At 62.3% G+C, this 17,918-nt stretch carries 15 protein-coding genes; 6 read left to right on the top strand and 9 right to left on the bottom strand.

The window, feature by feature from the left end:
* Positions 1–52: 52 nt before the first annotated feature.
* The 4 genes from pstA to AC07SI_RS11345 all read right to left on the bottom strand — a co-directional run bounded on the left by pstA (position 53) and on the right by AC07SI_RS11345 (position 6,676).
* Complete coding sequence (gene pstA / locus AC07SI_RS11360; RefSeq protein WP_065902554.1) at positions 53–1,723, bottom strand: phosphate ABC transporter permease PstA; 1,671 nt, start codon at positions 1,721–1,723, stop codon at positions 53–55.
* Between the two features lie 15 nt (positions 1,724–1,738).
* Entirely contained in the window at positions 1,739–3,772 is a 2,034-nt protein-coding gene (locus AC07SI_RS11355; RefSeq protein ID WP_177343931.1) for an ABC transporter permease subunit, read from the bottom strand.
* A 384-nt stretch (positions 3,773–4,156) separates the two neighbouring features.
* Positions 4,157–5,143, bottom strand: coding sequence for a phosphate ABC transporter substrate-binding protein PstS (locus AC07SI_RS11350; protein ID WP_065902556.1), 987 nt, complete (start codon positions 5,141–5,143; stop codon positions 4,157–4,159).
* A gap of 243 nt (positions 5,144–5,386) precedes the next feature.
* A complete protein-coding gene (locus AC07SI_RS11345) occupies positions 5,387–6,676 on the bottom strand; it encodes an MFS transporter (RefSeq protein ID WP_065902562.1) in 1,290 nt (429 codons plus the stop codon).
* 466 nt (positions 6,677–7,142) lie between these two features.
* Between AC07SI_RS11345 and AC07SI_RS11340 the strand changes: the two genes are divergently transcribed.
* Both AC07SI_RS11340 and AC07SI_RS11335 read left to right on the top strand, forming a co-directional pair.
* Complete coding sequence (locus AC07SI_RS11340) at positions 7,143–7,547, top strand: acyl-CoA thioesterase (RefSeq protein ID WP_003176975.1); 405 nt, start codon at positions 7,143–7,145, stop codon at positions 7,545–7,547.
* Positions 7,548–7,604: 57 nt separating this feature from the next.
* Positions 7,605–8,504, top strand: a complete 900-nt coding sequence (locus AC07SI_RS11335; protein ID WP_495005747.1) for a D-hexose-6-phosphate mutarotase — start codon at positions 7,605–7,607, stop codon at positions 8,502–8,504.
* Between the two features lie 50 nt (positions 8,505–8,554).
* Here AC07SI_RS11335 and AC07SI_RS11330 read toward each other — a convergent pair whose 3' ends face one another.
* From AC07SI_RS11330 to AC07SI_RS11310, 5 genes are all read right to left on the bottom strand, one after another.
* The gene (locus AC07SI_RS11330) at positions 8,555–9,091 is read right to left on the bottom strand and encodes a DUF3299 domain-containing protein (RefSeq protein ID WP_065902566.1); all 537 of its coding nucleotides are present in this window, start codon (positions 9,089–9,091) and stop codon (positions 8,555–8,557) included.
* 78 nt (positions 9,092–9,169) lie between these two features.
* The gene (locus AC07SI_RS11325) at positions 9,170–9,415 is read right to left on the bottom strand and encodes a GlsB/YeaQ/YmgE family stress response membrane protein (protein ID WP_010168336.1); all 246 of its coding nucleotides are present in this window, start codon (positions 9,413–9,415) and stop codon (positions 9,170–9,172) included.
* Positions 9,416–9,521: 106 nt separating this feature from the next.
* A complete protein-coding gene (locus AC07SI_RS11320; protein WP_017476761.1) occupies positions 9,522–10,607 on the bottom strand; it encodes a 5-(carboxyamino)imidazole ribonucleotide synthase in 1,086 nt (361 codons plus the stop codon).
* Positions 10,608–10,618: 11 nt separating this feature from the next.
* On the bottom strand, positions 10,619–11,110 hold the full coding sequence (purE, locus tag AC07SI_RS11315) for a 5-(carboxyamino)imidazole ribonucleotide mutase (protein ID WP_003195648.1): 492 nt from the start codon (positions 11,108–11,110) through the stop codon (positions 10,619–10,621).
* A gap of 331 nt (positions 11,111–11,441) precedes the next feature.
* The gene (locus tag AC07SI_RS11310; protein ID WP_010566930.1) at positions 11,442–12,350 is read right to left on the bottom strand and encodes a LysR substrate-binding domain-containing protein; all 909 of its coding nucleotides are present in this window, start codon (positions 12,348–12,350) and stop codon (positions 11,442–11,444) included.
* A gap of 182 nt (positions 12,351–12,532) precedes the next feature.
* Between AC07SI_RS11310 and aspA the strand changes: the two genes are divergently transcribed.
* From aspA to AC07SI_RS11290, 4 genes are all read left to right on the top strand, one after another.
* Positions 12,533–13,957, top strand: a complete 1,425-nt coding sequence (gene aspA / locus AC07SI_RS11305) for an aspartate ammonia-lyase (RefSeq protein ID WP_017135792.1) — start codon at positions 12,533–12,535, stop codon at positions 13,955–13,957.
* 391 nt (positions 13,958–14,348) lie between these two features.
* Complete coding sequence (locus AC07SI_RS11300) at positions 14,349–15,800, top strand: alanine/glycine:cation symporter family protein (protein ID WP_106802267.1); 1,452 nt, start codon at positions 14,349–14,351, stop codon at positions 15,798–15,800.
* An 86-nt stretch (positions 15,801–15,886) separates the two neighbouring features.
* Positions 15,887–16,864, top strand: a complete 978-nt coding sequence (locus AC07SI_RS11295; RefSeq protein WP_065902570.1) for an asparaginase — start codon at positions 15,887–15,889, stop codon at positions 16,862–16,864.
* A gap of 50 nt (positions 16,865–16,914) precedes the next feature.
* Positions 16,915–17,907, top strand: a complete 993-nt coding sequence (locus AC07SI_RS11290) for an AraC family transcriptional regulator (RefSeq protein WP_495005746.1) — start codon at positions 16,915–16,917, stop codon at positions 17,905–17,907.
* Positions 17,908–17,918 lie beyond the last annotated feature (11 nt).

Genomic DNA, 17,918 nt, shown 5'->3' with positions numbered 1-17,918 from the left:
TGCAAGATTTGGGCAAAAGCGGCTCGTAGCTTGCCGCTTGTGGCTAATAGCTTTAGCTGTCCAACGCTTTGTATTTTTCGCGCAGGTGGTTGCGAATCCACACCGCCGACAAGTTGAGCGTGGCAATCACCAGCACCAGCAGCAAGGCGGTGGCGTACACCAGCGGCCGCGCGGCTTCGACGTTGGGGCTCTGGAAGCCGACGTCATAAATATGGAAGCCCAAGTGCATGATCTTCTGGTCCAGGTGCAGGTAGGGGTAGTTGCCATCCAGCGGCAGCGACGGCGCCAGTTTCACCACGCCCACCAGCATCAGCGGCGCCACTTCACCGGCGGCACGGGCCACGGCGAGGATCATGCCGGTCATCATCGCCGGGCTGGCCATCGGCAGTACGATCTTCCACAGCGTTTCCGCCTTGGTCGCGCCGAGAGCCAGGGACCCTTCGCGCACAGTGCGAGGAATCCGCGCCAGGCCTTCTTCGGTGGCCACGATCACCACCGGCACCGCCAGGAGCGCCAGGGTCAGCGAGGCCCACAGCAGGCCCGGCGTACCGAAGGTTGGGGCCGGCAGGGCCTCGGCGAAGAACAGACGGTCAACCGAGCCACCCAGGACATACACGAAGAAGCCCAGGCCGAACACGCCGTAGACGATGGCCGGCACGCCGGCCAGGTTGTTCACGGCGATCCGGATAACGCGGGTCAGGGTGTTCTGCTTGGCGTATTCACGCAGGTACACGGCTGCCAGCACGCCGAACGGGGTGACGATCATTGCCATGATCAGGGTCATCATCACGGTGCCGAAGATAGCCGGGAAAATCCCGCCCTCGGTGTTGGCTTCCCGTGGGTCATCGCTGAGGAATTCCCAGACCTTGCTGAAGTAGAAGCCGATCTTGGTCAGTGTGCCCATGGCGTTCGGCTGGTAGGCGTGAACGACTTTGCCGATGCCGATTTCGACTTCCTTGCCGTTCGCATCACGCGCCGTCAGGGCATCGCGATTGAACTGGGCGTGCAGGTCGGCCAGGCGCGCTTCGATGTCCTGGTAACGGGCATTCAGCTCGGCGCGACCGGAGTCCATGTCGGCCTGGGCGGCGGCGTCGAGCTTGCCTTCCAGTTCCAGTTTGCGGCCATGCAGGCGGATGCGTTCAAGCCCGGCGTTGATCGCGCCGATGTCAGATTTTTCGAGTGTCTTGAGCTGGGCAGCGAGCTTGTTGACGCGGTCGACACGCGCCTGCAGCTCCGGCCACGCGGCGTCGCCTTCGGCGATGACCTTGCCATCCTGCTTGACGTTGACCAGGGTGCCGTAGAAGTTGCCCCACTCACGACGCTCGATGGTCATCAAGTTCGCCGGCGTGGTCTGGTCCTTGAGCCATTCGCCGACAATCCAGGTGAAGTCATTGCCGTTCAGGTCGCGGTTGCCAACCTTGATCAGCTCGCGGGTCATGAATTCCGGACCCGCATCCGGCACCGGCAGGCCCGCGCTTTTCAGGCGCTCGCGCGGCACTTCTTCTTTCTGCACCACTTCGCCGATGACGATATGGTTAGCCTGGCCCGGCACGTCGTAGTTGGCCTGGATCAGGTCGGCCGGCCAGAAGTGGCCCAAGCCACGCACTGCAATCACGGCCAGCAAACCAATGGTCATGATGACCGCGATGGACACTGCGCCACCGCTGATCCAGACGCCGGGGGCGCCGCTCTTGAACCATCCATTCAGGGAGTTCTGTTTCACAGACTTCTACCTTTCTTAAAGCGACGAGTATTTCTTGCGCAGACGCTGACGAATCAGCTCGGCGAGGGTGTTCATGACGAACGTGAACAACAGCAGCACCAGCGCCGAGAGGAACAGCACGCGGTAATGACTGCCGCCGACTTCCGACTCGGGCATCTCCACCGCGACGTTGGCCGCGAGTGTGCGCAGGCCTTCGAACAGGTTCATCTCCATCACCGGCGTGTTACCGGTGGCCATCAGCACGATCATGGTCTCGCCGACGGCGCGGCCCATGCCGATCATCAGGGCCGAGAAGATGCCCGGGCTGGCGGTCAGGATCACCACGCGGGTCATGGTCTGCCACGGCGTGGCACCCAGGGCCAGCGAGCCCAGGGTCAGGCCGCGTGGCACGCTGAACACGGCGTCTTCGGCGATCGAGTAGATGTTCGGGATCACCGCAAAGCCCATGGCCAGGCCGACCACCAGGGCGTTGCGCTGGTCGTAGGTGATGCCCAGGTCGTGGGAGATCCACATGCGCATGTCGCCGCCGAAGAACCAGGTCTCCAGGTACGGGCTCATGTACAGCGAGAGCCAGCCCACAAACAGGATCACCGGGATCAGGATCGCGCTTTCCCAGCCGTCCGGCACCCGCAGGCGCAGCGACTCAGGCAGGCGACTGAAGACAAAACCGGCCACCAGGATGCCAATCGGCAGCAGCATCAGCAGGCTGAAAATCCCCGGCAGGTGCCCTTCCACATACGGTGCCAGGAACAGGCCGGCGAAGAAGCCGAGGATCACCGTCGGCATCGCTTCCATCAGCTCGATCACGGGCTTGACCTTGCGGCGCAGGCTCGGGGCCATGAAGTAGGCAGTGTAGATCGCGGCAGCAACCGCCAGTGGCGCGGCCAGGAGCATCGCGTAGAACGCCGCCTTCAGGGTGCCGAAGGTCAGCGGCGCAAGGCTCATCTTGGGTTCGAAATCGGTGTTGGCGGCGGTCGATTGCCAGACGTATTTAGGTTCGTCGTAGTTTTCGTACCAGACCTTGCTCCACAACGCGCTCCAGGACACTTCCGGGTGCGGGTTGTCCAGCACCAGCGGCTGCAACTTGCCGCCGGCTTCGACGATCACGCGGTTGGCCCGTGGCGACATGCCGAACACGCCCTGGCCGTCGACCACCGGGTCCACCAGCAACGTGCGGTGCGCGGTGCTGTGGAACACGCCGAATTTGCCGGACGCATCCAGGGCGGTGAAGCCTTTGCGACGTTGTTCGGCGGTAATCTCGACGATAGGCGCCGTGCCCATCTGGAACGTGCGGATCTGCTTGAAGCGCTGCTCGCCATCCGGGTCACGGGCCATGAACCACTGGGCCAGGCCGCCCTTGGAGTTACCGATGATCAGCGAGATGCCGCCCACCAACTGGGTGCTGGCGGTAATTTCAGCAGTGCCATCTTCCGACAATTTGTAGCGCCCGTTGAGGCTGTTGTCGCGCAGGCTGAAGACATCCGCAAGCGCGCGACCGTTGATCACGTACAGCCACTGCTGGCGCGGATCGATGAAAATCGCCTTCACCGGCTCGGTCATCTGCGGCAGCTCGATGCGCTTCTGCTCGCTGGTGACTTCGCCGGTCATCATGTTTTCTTCACGGCTCAGGGTCAGCACGTTCAAGTGCGAACCGGCGGAGCCTGCAACGACCAGGGAGGAGTCGGTGGCGTTGAGGGCCACATGCTCCAGCGCGCGACCGGCGTCGTCGAGCACGATCGGGTTTTCGCCGTAAGGGTATTCAATCGCCGGGGTGATGGTTTTCTTGCCGTCCGGGTAGGACACCTTATAAGTGTGGCGGAATACCAGGGACTGGCCATTGGACAAACCGAGGATCACCAGCGGGCTGCCGGGCTGGTCTTCACCGATGGAGGCAACACGGGTGCCGGCGGGCAGTGGCAGGTCGACACGCTTGAGCTCGGCACCGGTCTCGACGTTGAAGAACAGCGCCTGGCCCTTGTCGGAAACCCGCATGGCGACTTGGTTCTGTTCTTCCAGGGAGATCATCAGCGGCTTGCCGGCGTCCTGGATCCAGGCCGGGGTCAGGGCGTCTTCCTTGGTCAGCGAGGCGCCCTGGAACAGTGGCGCGACGACATAGGCCAGAAAGAAGAAGATCAGGGTAATGGCGCCGAGGACGGCGAGGCCGCCTACCAGCACGTACCAACGGGTCAGGCGATCCTTGAGGGCGCGGATGCGGCGCTTGCGTTGCAGCTCAGGCGTATTGAAATCAATGCGCTTGGGAGGGGAAGTCGTCGTCATGGTGGAATTGGCCAGATCATTCATGCGCACACCCTAGCGATCCTGTATGACAGAAAGATGACAGTGCAGTGACGCAACAAATCCGCCGCGAAGCAAAGCTGGCAGCGGACTAGAAAATTCGGATGCGGAGCCGGCAGGCCGGCCCCGCAGAGGCAATCAGTTGCCTTCTTTCAGACCCAGGTCAGCCAGGGCCTTGGCGGCAACTTTGGCTGGCAGTGGGATGTAGCCGTCTTTCACTACAACTTCCTGGCCCTGTTTGGACAGAACCAGCTTCACGAACTCGGCTTCCAGCGGGGCCAGAGGCTTGTTCGGGGCTTTGTTGACGTAAACGTAGAGGAAACGCGACAGCGGGTATTTGCCGTTCAGGGCGTTTTCTTCACTGTCTTCGATGTAGTCAGTGCTGCCTTTCTTGGCCAGGGCCACGGTCTTCACGCTGGCGGTCTTGTAGCCGATGCCCGAGTAACCGATGCCGTTCAGCGAGGAGCTGATCGACTGCACGACCGACGCCGAGCCCGGTTGTTCGTTCACGTTTGGCTTGTAGTCGCCTTTGCACAGGGCTTCTTCCTTGAAGTAGCCGTAGGTGCCGGATACCGAGTTACGACCGAACAATTGCACTGGCTTGTTGGCCAGGTCGCCGGTCACACCCAGGTCACCCCAGGTTTTCACGTCGGCTTTGCCACCGCACAGACGCGTCGAGGAGAAAATCGCGTCGACTTGTTCCATGGTCAGGTGCTGGATCGGGTTGTCCTTGTGCACGAATACCGCCAGGGCATCCACGGCAACCGGAATTGCGGTTGGCTTGTAGCCGTACTTCTGCTCGAAGGCCGCCAGTTCGGTGTCCTTCATCTTGCGGCTCATCGGGCCCAGGTTGGATGTGCCTTCAGTCAGTGCAGGTGGCGCAGTGGCGGAGCCGGCAGCTTGAATCTGGATGTTGACGTTCGGGTATTCCTTTTTGTAGGACTCAGCCCACAAAGTCATCAGGTTCGCCAGAGTGTCGGAACCAACGCTGGACAAGTTGCCCGATACGCCAGTGGTCTTGGCGTAAGCCGGAATTGCCGGGTCAACACCAGCGGCCACCGCGTGGGCGGTCGCAACGCCAGCAGCGACAAAAGTCATTGCCGCCATCAAACGCTTCAGTTTCATGCCTTGCTCCTAGCAGATAGGGATAGTTGGATCGGGGCCAAGTATCGAGAGGCCGTGTGAACACTCTATGTCTGCAATGTGACAATTAGATGAAAGGCCACTATCGAGAGGAGCGCAGGCTACGAGGGCAGAAACATTGAATTGTGACGAGGGAGCATGCGCCCGCGGGACTGCGCAGCACTGCCTTTTTCAGGGCCGCTGCGCGAGCCAGCTTCCTCGCCACACTGGGTGATCGGGCGGGTCTTAGCGCCCGCGTTTCCACAGGAACCCACCCACGACCATCCCCATCACGCACAGGACAGCAACGTAGTAGGCCGGGCCCATCGGGCTTTCCTTCATCAGCAGCGACACCGCCAGCGGCGTCAGGCCGCCGAATATGGCGTAGGCGACGTTATAGGAGAACGACAACCCACTGAAACGCACCACCGGCGGGAAAGCCTTGACCATGACATACGGCACCACGCCGATGGTGCCGACGAACAAACCGGTCAAGGCGTACAGCGGGAACAGCCAGTCGGGGTGGGCGATGAGGCTGTGGTACAGCGTCCAGGAGGTCGCCAGCAGCAGGGCACAGCCGAAGATCAACACACGTCCGGCGCCGAAACGGTCGGCCAGCGCGCCGGAGGCGATGCAGCCCAGGCTCAATGTGACGATTGCCAGGCTGTTGGCCTGCAGCGCCACGGTTGCGCTGAAGTGGTAGACGGTCTGCAACACGGTCGGGGTCATCAGGATAACCACGACGATGCCGGCCGAGAGCAGCCAGGTCAGCAGCATCGACAACACGATGGCACTGCGGTGATCACGCAGCACGGCGCGCAACGGCAGCTCGGCGGCCAGGGTCTTGCGTTGCTGCATCTCGGCGAAGATCGGCGTTTCATGCAGCCAGCGGCGCAGGTACACCGACAGCAGGCCGAACACACCGCCGAGCAGGAACGGGATGCGCCAGGCGTAATCCGAGACCTGCTCCGGGCTATAGATAGTGTTGATTGCGGTGGCCACCAGCGAGCCCAGCAGGATCCCGGCGGTCAGGCCGCTGGTCAGGGTGCCGCAGGCGTAGCCGATATGGCGCGGTGGCACGTGCTCGGAAACGAACACCCAGGCGCCCGGTACTTCGCCGCCAATCGCTGCGCCCTGGATGACGCGCATCAGCAGCAACAGGATCGGCGCCCACAGGCCGATCTGCGCGTACGTCGGCAGCAGGCCCATGATCAGGGTCGGCACGGCCATCATGAAGATGCTCAGGGTGAACATCTTCTTGCGGCCCAGCAGGTCACCGAAGTGCGCCATGATGATGCCGCCCAACGGGCGCGCCAGGTAGCCGGCGGCGAAGATGCCGAAGGTCTGCATCATGCGCAGCCATTCGGGCATGTCCACGGGGAAGAACAGTTTTCCGACCACGGTGGCGAAAAACACGAAAATAATGAAATCATAAAATTCCAGCGCCCCGCCCAAGGCAGACAGCGACAGGGTTTTGTAGTCGTTGCGGGTCAGCGGGCGCGAAGGTTGCGCACTGCTTGCGGGCACGGAGGACATGGCAAGGCTTCTCTTATTAGTCAGGACGGCAGATCCGGGGTGCTGGCTGCGCCAGGGCGGGTTCGGCAAGATAGCAAATCGCTTGGAAAAGCACAGCGGTGAGCTGATAACAGTTCCAGTGTGCAAATTATCCCCGGTGACCGCACATTAACCGCAATCAGAAGCACAGTTGCCGGAAAAAGCCGCGATACAGCCGCGAATTGCCGACCAAATGAGTGCCCAGAGGTCGTCGTGACGCATGTGTCTCGATATACTCGGCCCTTGCAAGCGCAGAACCCCAGTCTTGAGGGGCTGCTGTGCCAAAACGTCGTTGGGTGCCATCCAGCCGATTTGGCAGAGTTTCCCTTTTAGTACGCCTTACGAGAAACGCATCACGCGGTGTATGTTGGTGCTGAAACGTTTTTCCAGAAGACGGCTATCCACTTGAAATACCCATGAAGCGTCACGGGTCAGAGGCACCCTCGGCATGATCGAACTCGAACAAGAAGATCCTATCCCGCAAGGCGATCTCGCCCTGCAAATCACCGCCCTCCCGCGTGAAACCAACGGTTTCGGCGACATCTTCGGCGGCTGGCTGGTCGCGCAGATGGACCTGGCGGGTACCGCCATGGCCAGCAAGGTCGCGGGTGGCCGCGTGGCCACCGTGGCGATTGATCGCATGGCGTTCCTGGTCCCGGTGGCGGTGGGCGCGCAGCTTTCCTTCTATACCCAGGCCCTGGAAATCGGTCGCAGCTCGATCCAGATGATGGTCGAAGTGTGGAGCGATGACCCGCTGTCCAGCGAATGGCGCAAGGTCACCGAGGCGGTGTTCGTGTTCGTCGCCATCGATGGCAGCGGCCGCACGCGTTCGGTCCCGTCGCGCGCGCGTTAAACCTCATCGGGTTTTGACGGTCAATTGCCCCATTGCCTGCCATAAAGAGTGCTGTGTATGCCTACGCCCCACGTTGAAACCGTGAAAATCGACGAGCTGGATTGCTGGCACATTCGCCACAACGGCGCCGAACTGAAAGTCGCCCGACAAGGCGCGCACATCTTCAGTTACCAACGCGCAGGCGAGCAGCCGCTGGTCTGGCCGAATCCTGAGGCGGTGTTCAAGCAAGGCAAAGGCATTCGCACCGGCGTTCCGGTGTGCTGGCCATGGTTTGGCGTGTTTGACCGCAATCCGCAAAGCGTCAAGGCAATGCGCCAGAGTGACCAGCCCGCCGGCGCCCACGGTTTTGTGCGCACCGCCCTGTGGGAACTGGCCGCGACGGAACTCGAAGGCGAAACGCTGCGGGTCGACCTGGTGTTGCCGGTGCCTGCGGGAGGCTTCCCCGGCTGGCCGCATCAGGTCGACCTGAAACTGAGCCTGCGGCTGGACGACCAACTGCATATCCACCTGACCAGCCACAACCGCGGCACTGATACCGTGACGCTCAGCCAGGCGCTGCACACCTACTTCGCCGCAAGCGATGTGCGCAACGTGCAGGTCGAAGGCCTGGACGGGCTGGCGTACATCGATACCGCCGACGGCTGGACCGAGAAGACGCAATCGGGCCTGCTGCACTTCACCGCCGAGACGGATCGCATCTACCTCGACACGCCGCCCCAGCTGACTATTGTCGACAAAGACTGGCAGCGCCGCATCCAACTCACCGCCGAGGGCTCGAAGTCGACGGTGATCTGGAACCCCTGGACCGAACGCGCCAAGGCGTTTGATGACATGGCCGATGATGGGTGGACAGGCATGCTATGCATCGAGACGGCGAATGTGCTGGATGATGTGGTGAGCCTGGCGCCGGGCGAAAGTCATACCCTGGGTGTGAGCATCAAAGCGCTAGCCCTGTAAACCCGAACCCGTAGGAGCTGGCTTGCCAGCGCCTACGGGTTTCGCGGTGTCTAGAGGTCGGATTCCTTCACCACCCGCACCTTCCCCGCATCCAGTGCATAGGCCGCATCGGCCAGGTCATTGTTGACCTTCTCCACCTTCAACGTGCCCGTGACCCACAGCGGCGTGTAGATATCATCCAGCTTCAAACCCTTGGGGTACCGCACCAGCACCAGTTGGTTGGGTGGCGGTGGCGGCACGTGGATGCAGGCGCCTGGGTAGGGCACCAGGAAAAACAGCGTGCTGCGACCCTTGGCGTCGGTCTCCAGCGGCACCGGGTAACCGCCGATGCGGATGTTCTTGCCATTCATGGCGGCCACGGTCTTGGTCGAATACATCACAGCCGGCAAGCCCTTGCTCTGCTTCAAGCCGCCTTTGTCGGTGAACGTGCCTTGGGCTTCGGGGGAGTTGTGATCGATCTCGGGCATCGCTTCGAGGGCTTTCTGGTCCGACAGCGGCATCAGGTCGAGCCAGTCGGTTTCCGGCAATTCACCGGCGTGGGCCAGGCCGCAGCCCAGTAATAGAAGAGTGAACAGAAGACGGCGCATGGAGAGGCTCGACAAGGTTAACAGTGTCGGCATTCTAGCCCTCCGCGCCTGCGCAGCGCAGAGGGCCATGAAGCTAAATCATTTTTTTCGCAGCAGGCCGTAGATCACCAGCAACACGATGGCACCGATCAGCGCGCCAATGAAGCCTGCGCCCTGGCCCGCCTGGTAGATGCCCAGGGCCTGACCACCGTAGGTGGCGACCAGCGAACCTGCGATACCCAGCAGGATGGTCATGATCCAGCCCATGCTGTCATCGCCTGGCTTGAGGAAACGCGCCAGCAGGCCGACGATCAAGCCGATGAAGATGGTTCCGATGATACCCATGGCATTTCCCTCTGATTGAATGTGAGTCATGTCAAAGCCTAGTCAGGCTTCGCCATCCTGCAATCAGAGAGACGGCGGCAACCAATGGTTCCCGCCGATCCTTGGGTTATTGCTCGGCGATCAGCGCTTCGACCTTGAGGATCTGCGCTTGCAGCGTCGCACGGTCCTTGCAGCGCAGGTTGGCATGGCCGACCTTGCGCCCGGCCTTGAAGGCCTTGCCGTAGTGATGCAGGTGGCAGTCATCGATGGCGATCACGCGGTCAACCGGCGGCACCACGCCGATGAAGTTGAGCATGGCGCTCTCGCCGACCTTGGCCGTGGAGCCCAGCGGCAAGCCGGCCACTGCCCGCAGATGGTTCTCGAACTGGCTGCACTCGGCGCCTTCGGTGGTCCAGTGCCCGGAGTTGTGCACACGCGGCGCGATTTCGTTGGCCTTGAGGCCGCCGTCGACTTCAAAGAACTCGAACGCCATCACGCCGACATAATCCAGCTGCTTGAGCACGCGACTGGAATAGTCTTCCGCAAGGGCCTGCAACGGGTGGTCGGTGCTGGCCACGGACAGCTTGAGGATGCCGCTGTCGTGGGTGTTGTGCACCAGCGGGTAGAAGCGCGTTTCGCCATCACGGGCACGCACGGCGATCAACGAGACTTCGCCGGTGAACGGCACGAAGCCTTCCAGCAGGCAGGCAACGCTGCCCAACTCAGCGAAGGTACCGACCACATCGGCGGCGGTGCGCAGGACTTTCTGGCCCTTGCCGTCGTAACCCAGGGTGCGGGTTTTCAACACGGCCGGCAGGCCGATGCTGGCCACCGCAGCGTCGAGGTCGGCCTGGGACTGGATATCGGCGAAGGCCGGGGTCGGGATGCCCAGGTCCTTGAACATGCTCTTCTCGAACCAGCGATCGCGAGCGATACGCAAGGCTTCAGCGCTCGGGTACACCGGCACGAACTGCGAGAGGAATGCCACGGTTTCGGCCGGGACGCTTTCGAACTCGAAGGTCACCAGGTCGACTTCGTCGGCCAGTTGGCGCAGATGGTCCGGGTCGCTGTAGTCCGCACGCAGGTGTTCACCCAGTGCAGCCGCGCACGCGTCCGGCGCCGGGTCCAGGAAAGCGAAGTTCATCCCCAGCGGGGTACCCGCCAGGGCCAGCATGCGGCCCAGTTGGCCGCCACCGATTACACCGATTTTCATCGTCAACAACCTCAGGCGATACGTGGGTCTGGATTGTCCAGCACGCTGTCTGTCTGCTCAGCACGGAATTTTTTCAGCACCGCGTGAAACTGCGGGTGCTTGGCGCCCAGGATGCTGGCGGACAACAACGCGGCGTTGATCGCGCCGGCCTTGCCGATCGCCAGGGTCGCCACCGGGATACCGGCCGGCATCTGCACGATGGACAACAGCGAATCCACGCCCGAGAGCATCGACGACTGCACCGGTACGCCAAGCACTGGCAGGTGAGTCTTGGCCGCACACATGCCTGGCAGGTGCGCCGCCCCGCCGGCACCGGCGATGATCACCTCGATGCCACGGGATTCTGCTTCATCGGCATACTGGAACAGCAAATCCGGGGTGCGGTGGGCAGAGACCACTTTCACTTCATACGGAATGCCGAGTTTTTCCAGCATATCGGCGGTGTGGCTAAGGGTGGACCAATCGGACTTGGAGCCCATGATCACGCCAACCAATGCACTCATCGTCGTGCCTCTTCTCTCTGGGCGCCCGCAGGCGCGTCAAAAAACAACAAGCCACGCGGGAAATCCGGCGTGGCTTGTTGTACGAAATTTGGCCGGTTGGACCGGCCGAAGGCCGCGCAGTATACCGTAATAATCCAGATAAACAGCCCCTTGGATGACCATCTGTCTTACACCTCAAACAGGCGGTTTTATTGACTTCCAGGTCAGCGAAAGCACCACAAAATACTGTGGGAGCTGGCTTGCCTGCGATGGCGGAGGGTCAGTGCCTGAAATGTCGGCTGATACACCGCTATCGCAGGCAAGCCAGCTCCGACATTTGATCTGTGTTGGCTCAAGTATTCTGCGCCGCCCCACCTTCCAACTTACGCCACAACAACCGCACGTTCGCCTTGCGCACCAGCGCGCAGCGATACAGGCGAATCTCCAGCGGCACATGCCATTGCGGCCCGCCGCACACCACCAGTTCGCCCCGTGCCAGTTCAGCGCGCACGCTCAACTGCGGCACCCAGGCAATGCCCAGGCCTTCGAGGGCCATGCTTTTGAGGCTGTCGGCCATGGCGGTTTCGTACACGGTGGTAAAGCGCAATGCGCGCTGGCGCAGCAGCAGATGTACCGAACGCCCCAGGAACGCACCGGCGCTGTACGCCAGCAACGGCACACTGCCCTCGCCTTCCAGGTCGAACAGCGGCTTGCCATCCGCATCGGCGGCGCACACCGGGAGCATCTCGGTGTTGCCCAGGTGCAGCGACGGGAAGATCTCGGCGTCCATCTGCATCGCAGCATCCGGGTCGTAGAACGCCAGCATCAGGTCGCAGCCGCCTTCGCGCAGGGCATGCACGGCGTCGCCGACGTTGGTGGCCACCAGCCGCGTGGCGATGTTCAGGCCTTCGTTGCGCAGTTGCGCGATCCAGCGCGGGAAGAATCCCAGTGCCAGGGAGTGGGCAGCGGCTACTTGCATAACCTCGCCCTGCCCGCCTTCCAGGTGATGCAAATGGCGCAGCACTTCACCGAGCTGCTCGACCACCGTGCGCGCGGTCACCAGAAACAACTGCCCCGCTGCCGTCAGTTCAACCGGCGTGCGCGAGCGATTGACCAGGGTCAGGCCCAGCGCAGCTTCCAGGCTGCGAATACGCCGACTGAACGCCGGCTGGGTGACAAAGCGCCGCTCCGCCGCCTGGGAAAAGCTGCGGGTTGCCGCCAGGGCGCTGAAGTCTTCCAGCCATTTGCTCTCAAGGTTCATCACTTCCTCCCACGGGTACGCACCATTTTGGCACACACGCCCACCATGATAACCGGGTCACACCGACATTATGCCGTTTGTGCATAGGCCAGTGTTTAACAGCATTGGCCCAAAAACTTCTACAAGCCTAGCATTCGCAGCGTTCCGGCCTGTTCCGGGTCCATATCGAGATGATTTCCGTCATGTCCTCCGCTGCATCATTCCGCACAGAAAAAGACCTGCTTGGCGTACTCGAAGTACCTGCCCAAGCGTATTACGGCATCCAGACCCTGCGAGCGGTGAATAACTTCCGCCTCTCGGGCGTTCCGATTTCGCATTACCCGAAATTGGTGGTCGGCCTGGCAATGGTCAAGCAAGCAGCCGCTGACGCCAACCGCGAGTTGGGCCAGCTCAGCGAAGCCAAGCACGCTGCCATCAGCGAAGCCTGTGCCCGCCTGATCCGCGGCGATTTCCACGAAGAGTTCGTGGTGGACATGATTCAAGGCGGCGCTGGCACTTCAACCAACATGAATGCCAACGAAGTCATCGCCAACATCGCGTTGGAGGCCATGGGCCACAACAAGGGCGAATATCAGTACCTGCACCCCAACAACGACGTGAACATGGCGCAGTCGACCAACGACGCCTACCCGACCGCGATCCGCCTGGGTCTGCTGCTGGGCCACGACGCGCTGCTGGCCAGCCTCGATAGCCTGATCCAGGCCTTCGCTGCCAAAGGCGTCGAGTTCGGTCACGTGTTGAAAATGGGCCGCACCCAATTGCAAGACGCCGTGCCGATGACCCTCGGCCAGGAATTCCGCGCCTTCGCCACTACCCTCGGTGAAGACCTGGCCCGCCTGAAAACCCTGGCGCCGGAGCTGCTGACCGAAGTGAACCTGGGCGGCACCGCGATCGGTACCGGCATCAACGCCGACCCGCGTTACCAGGCCCTGGCCGTACAGCGCCTGGCCCTGATCAGCGGCCAGCCGCTGGTACCGGCTGCCGACTTGATCGAAGCCACCTCCGACATGGGCGCCTTCGTGCTGTTCTCCGGCATGCTCAAGCGCACCGCGGTGAAGCTGTCGAAGATCTGCAACGACCTGCGCCTGCTGTCCAGCGGCCCACGTACCGGCATCAACGAGATCAACCTGCCGGCGCGTCAGCCAGGCAGCTCGATCATGCCCGGCAAGGTCAACCCGGTCATCCCGGAAGCCGTCAACCAGGTGGCGTTCCAGGTCATCGGCAACGACCTGGCCCTGACCATGGCAGCCGAAGGCGGCCAACTGCAGTTGAACGTGATGGAGCCGCTGATCGCCTTCAAGATCTTCGACTCGATCCGCCTGCTGCAACGCGCCATGGACATGCTGCGCGAGCACTGCATCGTCGGCATCACCGCCAACGAAGCCCGCTGCCGCGAACTGGTGGAGCACTCCATCGGCCTGGTCACCGCGCTGAACCCGTACATCGGCTATGAAAACGCCACCCGCATCGCGCGCATCGCCCTCGAAAGCGGCCGCGGCGTGCTGGAACTGGTGCGCGAAGAAGGCTTGCTCGACGACGCCATGCTCGACGACATCCTGCGCCCCGAAAACATGATTGCCCCACGTTTGGTCCCGTTGAAGGCCTAAGCGTTTGTTGCACCGCTCACCAGGTTGAGGGACTAGACACCTCTCACCTTTTGAGGGCCTGAAGGCTCGTTCTTCAGGCCCTTTTTTTTGCCTCAAGGTTGTGAAATGACGTCCATAAAAACTCCAATATCGCCCTGCAAACCCGCCTTGCCCGCCTCCGGCCTGCTGAAACCTTTAATCGCCTCGTGCAGACGGATCACACACTCCTAGGTATAGTGCCGCCCCTCTTCGCGTCAGCGGCCGTCGGTAACGAGACCCTGGAAGCGCGAAACCGCATGAATAACAACACCCGCAAAAGGATTGGGGTCGAACCGTCGTGCACTGCCTGGTGCCATGCGACGTGTCGGACCGTCCTGCGTTTGCCATTAGAAAAATCAGCGAGGAACACTCCATGCTAGAAGTCATCAACGACTTCCTCTCAGGGAAAGTATTGATCGTGCTCATTGTCGGGCTCGGTGGCTACTTCACGATCCGCTCGCGTTTCGTTCAATTGCGTCACTTTTTCCACATGTTTTCGGTGTTTCGCGACAGCCTGAAAAGCAGCTCCGGCCAGCTCAGCTCGTTCCAGGCGCTGATGCTCAGCCTCGCCGGTCGCGTCGGCGCCGGTAACATCGCAGGCGTCGGCATTGCCGTGACCCTGGGCGGCCCGGGTGCCGTGTTCTGGATGTGGGTCACCGCACTGGTGGGCATGTCCTCGAGCTTCATCGAATGCTCCCTCGGCCAGCTGTACAAGCGCACCGACGCCGAAGGCACCTACCGTGGCGGCCCGGCCTATTACATCCAGCATGGCTTGAAGAAACGCTGGCTGGGCATGGTCATGGCCTTCCTGCTGCTGGTGACCTTCGGCTTTGCCTTCAACGGCCTGCAAGCCCACGCCGTGACTCACTCGCTGAACAACGCCTTCGGCCTGGACACCACCTACACCGGCCTGGCGCTGGCGGTATTGCTGGGCCTGGTGTTCATCGGCGGGATCAAGCGTATTGCCTCGATCGCCGACCTGCTGGTACCGGTCAAGACCCTCGTCTACATCGCCGTGACCCTGTACGTGATCGTGCTGCAATTCGACCACGTGCCGGCCATGCTCGCGACTATCGTCAAGAGCGCCTTCGGCCTGGACCAGGCCTTCGGTGGCCTGGTGGGCAGCGCGATCATCATGGGTGTGAAGCGCGGCGTGTTCGCCAACGAAGCCGGCCTGGGCAGTGCGCCTAACGTGGCAGCGGTGGCGTCGGTAGAACACCCGATCGCCCAAGGCGTGGTGCAGGCGTTCAGCGTGTTCCTCGACACCTTCGTGATCTGCACCTGTACGGCGCTGCTGATCCTGCTCTCCGGTTTCTACACCCCGGGCTTTGAAGGCGACGGCATTGCCCTGACCCAGAACTCCCTGGCGGCCGTGGTCGGTGACTGGGGCCGGATGTTCATCTCGGTGGCCCTGGCGTTGTTCGTGTTCACCTCGATCATGTACAACTACTACCTCGGCGAGAGCAACCTGCGCTTCATCGTGGGCGACAACCGCAAAGTGTTGATGGGCTACCGCGCGCTGGTGCTGGTGCTGATTTTCTGGGGTTCGATCGAGAACCTGAGCACCGTGTTCGCCTTCGCCGACATCACCATGACCATGCTCGCGTTCGTCAACCTGTTCGCCCTGGCGTTCCTGTTCAAGATCGCCATGCGCATCCTGAATGACTACGACAACCAGCGCGCAGCGGGCATCAAGACCCCGGTGTTCGACTCCAGCCAGTTCCCTGACCTGGACCTGGATCGCAAGGCCTGGCCGGCGAATCCGGTGAAGTCGCAGCCAACGGCTCAAGCATCGGCTGAACTGAACGCTCAAGCGCAACGCTGAGCGTCGTAAGCCTAGATAGATGACACGCCGCCCGGCCTTGGGCATGCTCTGGGCCCGGCGGCGTTTTTCGTTCAGGAGATTCTTCGATGTCCCCAGCTAACAACATCATGGTGCTCTACACCGGCGGCACCATCGGCATGCAGGCCAGCGCCAACGGCCTGGCGCCCGCATCCGGTTTCGAAGCCCGCATGCGCGAACAACTCGCCAACGAGCCCGTGCCCGCCTGGCGCTTCCGGGAAATGGCGCCGCTGATCGACAGCGCCAACATGACTCCCGCCTACTGGCAGCGCCTGCGCGTCGCGGTGGTTGAAGCCGCGGACGCAGGCTGCGACGCGGTGCTGGTCCTGCACGGCACCGATACCCTGGCCTACAGCGCGGCGGCCATGAGCTTCCAACTGCTGGGTTTGCCGGTGCCCGTGGTATTTACCGGCTCGATGCTGCCCGCCGGCGTGCCTGACAGCGACGCCTGGGAAAACGTCAGCGGTTCGCTGGCAGCGCTGGGCGCAGGCCTGGCCCCGGGTGTGCACCTGTATTTCCACGGCGCGCTGATGGCCCCGACCCGCTGCGCGAAAATCCGCAGTTTTGGTCGCCATCCGTTTGCTGCGTTGCAGCGTAACGGTGGCGTGGCCAAGGCCGAGACGCTCCCCGCCGCCCTGGACTACCGCCAGCCCAAGGCCCTGGCCAATGTCGGCGTATTGCCGCTGGTGCCGGGCATTGCCGCCGTGCAGGTGGATGCACTGATCGACAGCGGGATCCAGGCACTGGTGCTCGAATGCTTCGGCAGCGGCACCGGGCCCAGTGATAACCCGGCGTTCCTGGCCAGCCTCCAGCGCGCGCAGGATCGGGACGTGGTGGTGGTGGCAATCACTCAATGCCATGAAGGCGGCGTAGAACTGGACGTGTATGAAGCCGGTAGCCGCTTGCGCGGTGTCGGTGTGTTGTCCGGGGGCGGCATGACCCGCGAAGCGGCATTCGGCAAGCTGCAAGCATTGCTCGGTGCCGGCCTCGCCACCGCAGACGTCCGCCGCCTGGTGGAACTCGACCTTTGTGGCGAACTGAGCTGACCGGCATATAACTTGCTCCACTTCCAGCCATCACCTGGCTGGAAGTCCGCATGCTGCACTCCCACCTCACCACCCTCAATGCCGTCTCCCTGGTGCTCAGCACCTTCAAGGCCGAAGGCCTGCCCGCCGAAGCACTGCTGGCCGGCAGCGGTATCTGCGCGGCGGACTTGAGCCGCGCCGACACGCGTATTGCCACCCACCAGGAGATGCAGGTGTGCGCCAATGCCGTGGCGTTGCAGCGCGATATCGGCCTGATCGTGGGGCGGCGCATGCACGTTTCGTCCTACGGCATGCTCGGCTATGCCCTGCTCACCAGTGCCACTTTCGGTGACGCTTTGCGCCTGGCCCTGCGGTATCCGGCGCTATTGGGAACACTGTTCGAACTGAGCCTGGAGGAGGACGGCGAGCGTATCTGGTTCACCGCCGGCGATTATCGCGAGAACCCGGCGCTTACCGCCTTCAACGTCGAGCTGTGCCTGGGATCGCTGAAGGTCATCTGCGACGACCTGCTCGGCCATCCGCTGCCCTTGCTGGGCGCGCGCTTTGAGCATGATGCGCCGGATTATCAGGCGCGCTACACCGAGTCTTTCGACTGCCCGTTGCAGTTCCAGGCCACCGCCAATGCGTTCGCCTTCGACCAACGCTGGCTCTCCCAGCCTTTGCCCCTCGCCGATACCGTGACCCACCAGGCCATGGCCGAGCGCTGCCGCAAACAGAACACCGAATTCACCGGGCGCGAAGCCTGGCTGGGACGGATCCGCCAGCTGCTCGCGGCACAACTGCACGCCGCACCTGGCCTCGAAGGCCTGGCCGAGCAGATGAAGTGTTCGGCGCGTACCCTGCGCCGACACCTGCATGACCTGGGCTGCAGCTACCAGGAACTGCTCGACGAGCTGCGCTTTGAACGCGCCAAACAGTTGCTGGCTGAAGATCAGTGGCCGATCTATAGGATCGCCGAGGCCCTGGGGTTCAGCGAGACCGCCAGTTTTCGCCATGCGTTCGTGCGCTGGAGCGGCGTGACGCCGAGCCAATTTCGACCATGACGCCCCATTGA

Source organism: Pseudomonas sp. GW821-FHT05D12 (genome assembly GCF_059419825.1).
The sequence above is the reverse complement of the archived record's forward strand: the minus strand, read 5'-3'. Positions and strand labels throughout refer to the sequence as shown.

Bases quoted from the DNA above. Each gene is read 5' to 3' on its own strand.
- AC07SI_RS11300 (WP_106802267.1), top strand. From the start codon at position 14,349: ATGCTAGAAGTCATCAACGACTTCCTCTCAGGGAAAGTATTGATCGTG.
- AC07SI_RS11290 (WP_495005746.1), top strand. From the start codon at position 16,915: ATGCTGCACTCCCACCTCACCACCCTCAATGCCGTCTCCCTGGTGCTC.
- AC07SI_RS11295 (WP_065902570.1), top strand. From the start codon at position 15,887: ATGTCCCCAGCTAACAACATCATGGTGCTCTACACCGGCGGCACCATC.
- AC07SI_RS11310 (WP_010566930.1), bottom strand. From the start codon at position 12,350: ATGAACCTTGAGAGCAAATGGCTGGAAGACTTCAGCGCCCTGGCGGCA.
- AC07SI_RS11345 (WP_065902562.1), bottom strand. From the start codon at position 6,676: ATGTCCTCCGTGCCCGCAAGCAGTGCGCAACCTTCGCGCCCGCTGACC.
- AC07SI_RS11340 (WP_003176975.1), top strand. From the start codon at position 7,143: ATGATCGAACTCGAACAAGAAGATCCTATCCCGCAAGGCGATCTCGCC.
- AC07SI_RS11320 (WP_017476761.1), bottom strand. From the start codon at position 10,607: ATGAAAATCGGTGTAATCGGTGGCGGCCAACTGGGCCGCATGCTGGCC.
- AC07SI_RS11330 (WP_065902566.1), bottom strand. From the start codon at position 9,091: ATGCGCCGTCTTCTGTTCACTCTTCTATTACTGGGCTGCGGCCTGGCC.
- AC07SI_RS11335 (WP_495005747.1), top strand. From the start codon at position 7,605: ATGCCTACGCCCCACGTTGAAACCGTGAAAATCGACGAGCTGGATTGC.
- aspA (WP_017135792.1), top strand. From the start codon at position 12,533: ATGTCCTCCGCTGCATCATTCCGCACAGAAAAAGACCTGCTTGGCGTA.
- AC07SI_RS11325 (WP_010168336.1), bottom strand. From the start codon at position 9,415: ATGGGTATCATCGGAACCATCTTCATCGGCTTGATCGTCGGCCTGCTG.
- purE (WP_003195648.1), bottom strand. From the start codon at position 11,110: ATGAGTGCATTGGTTGGCGTGATCATGGGCTCCAAGTCCGATTGGTCC.
- AC07SI_RS11350 (WP_065902556.1), bottom strand. From the start codon at position 5,143: ATGAAACTGAAGCGTTTGATGGCGGCAATGACTTTTGTCGCTGCTGGC.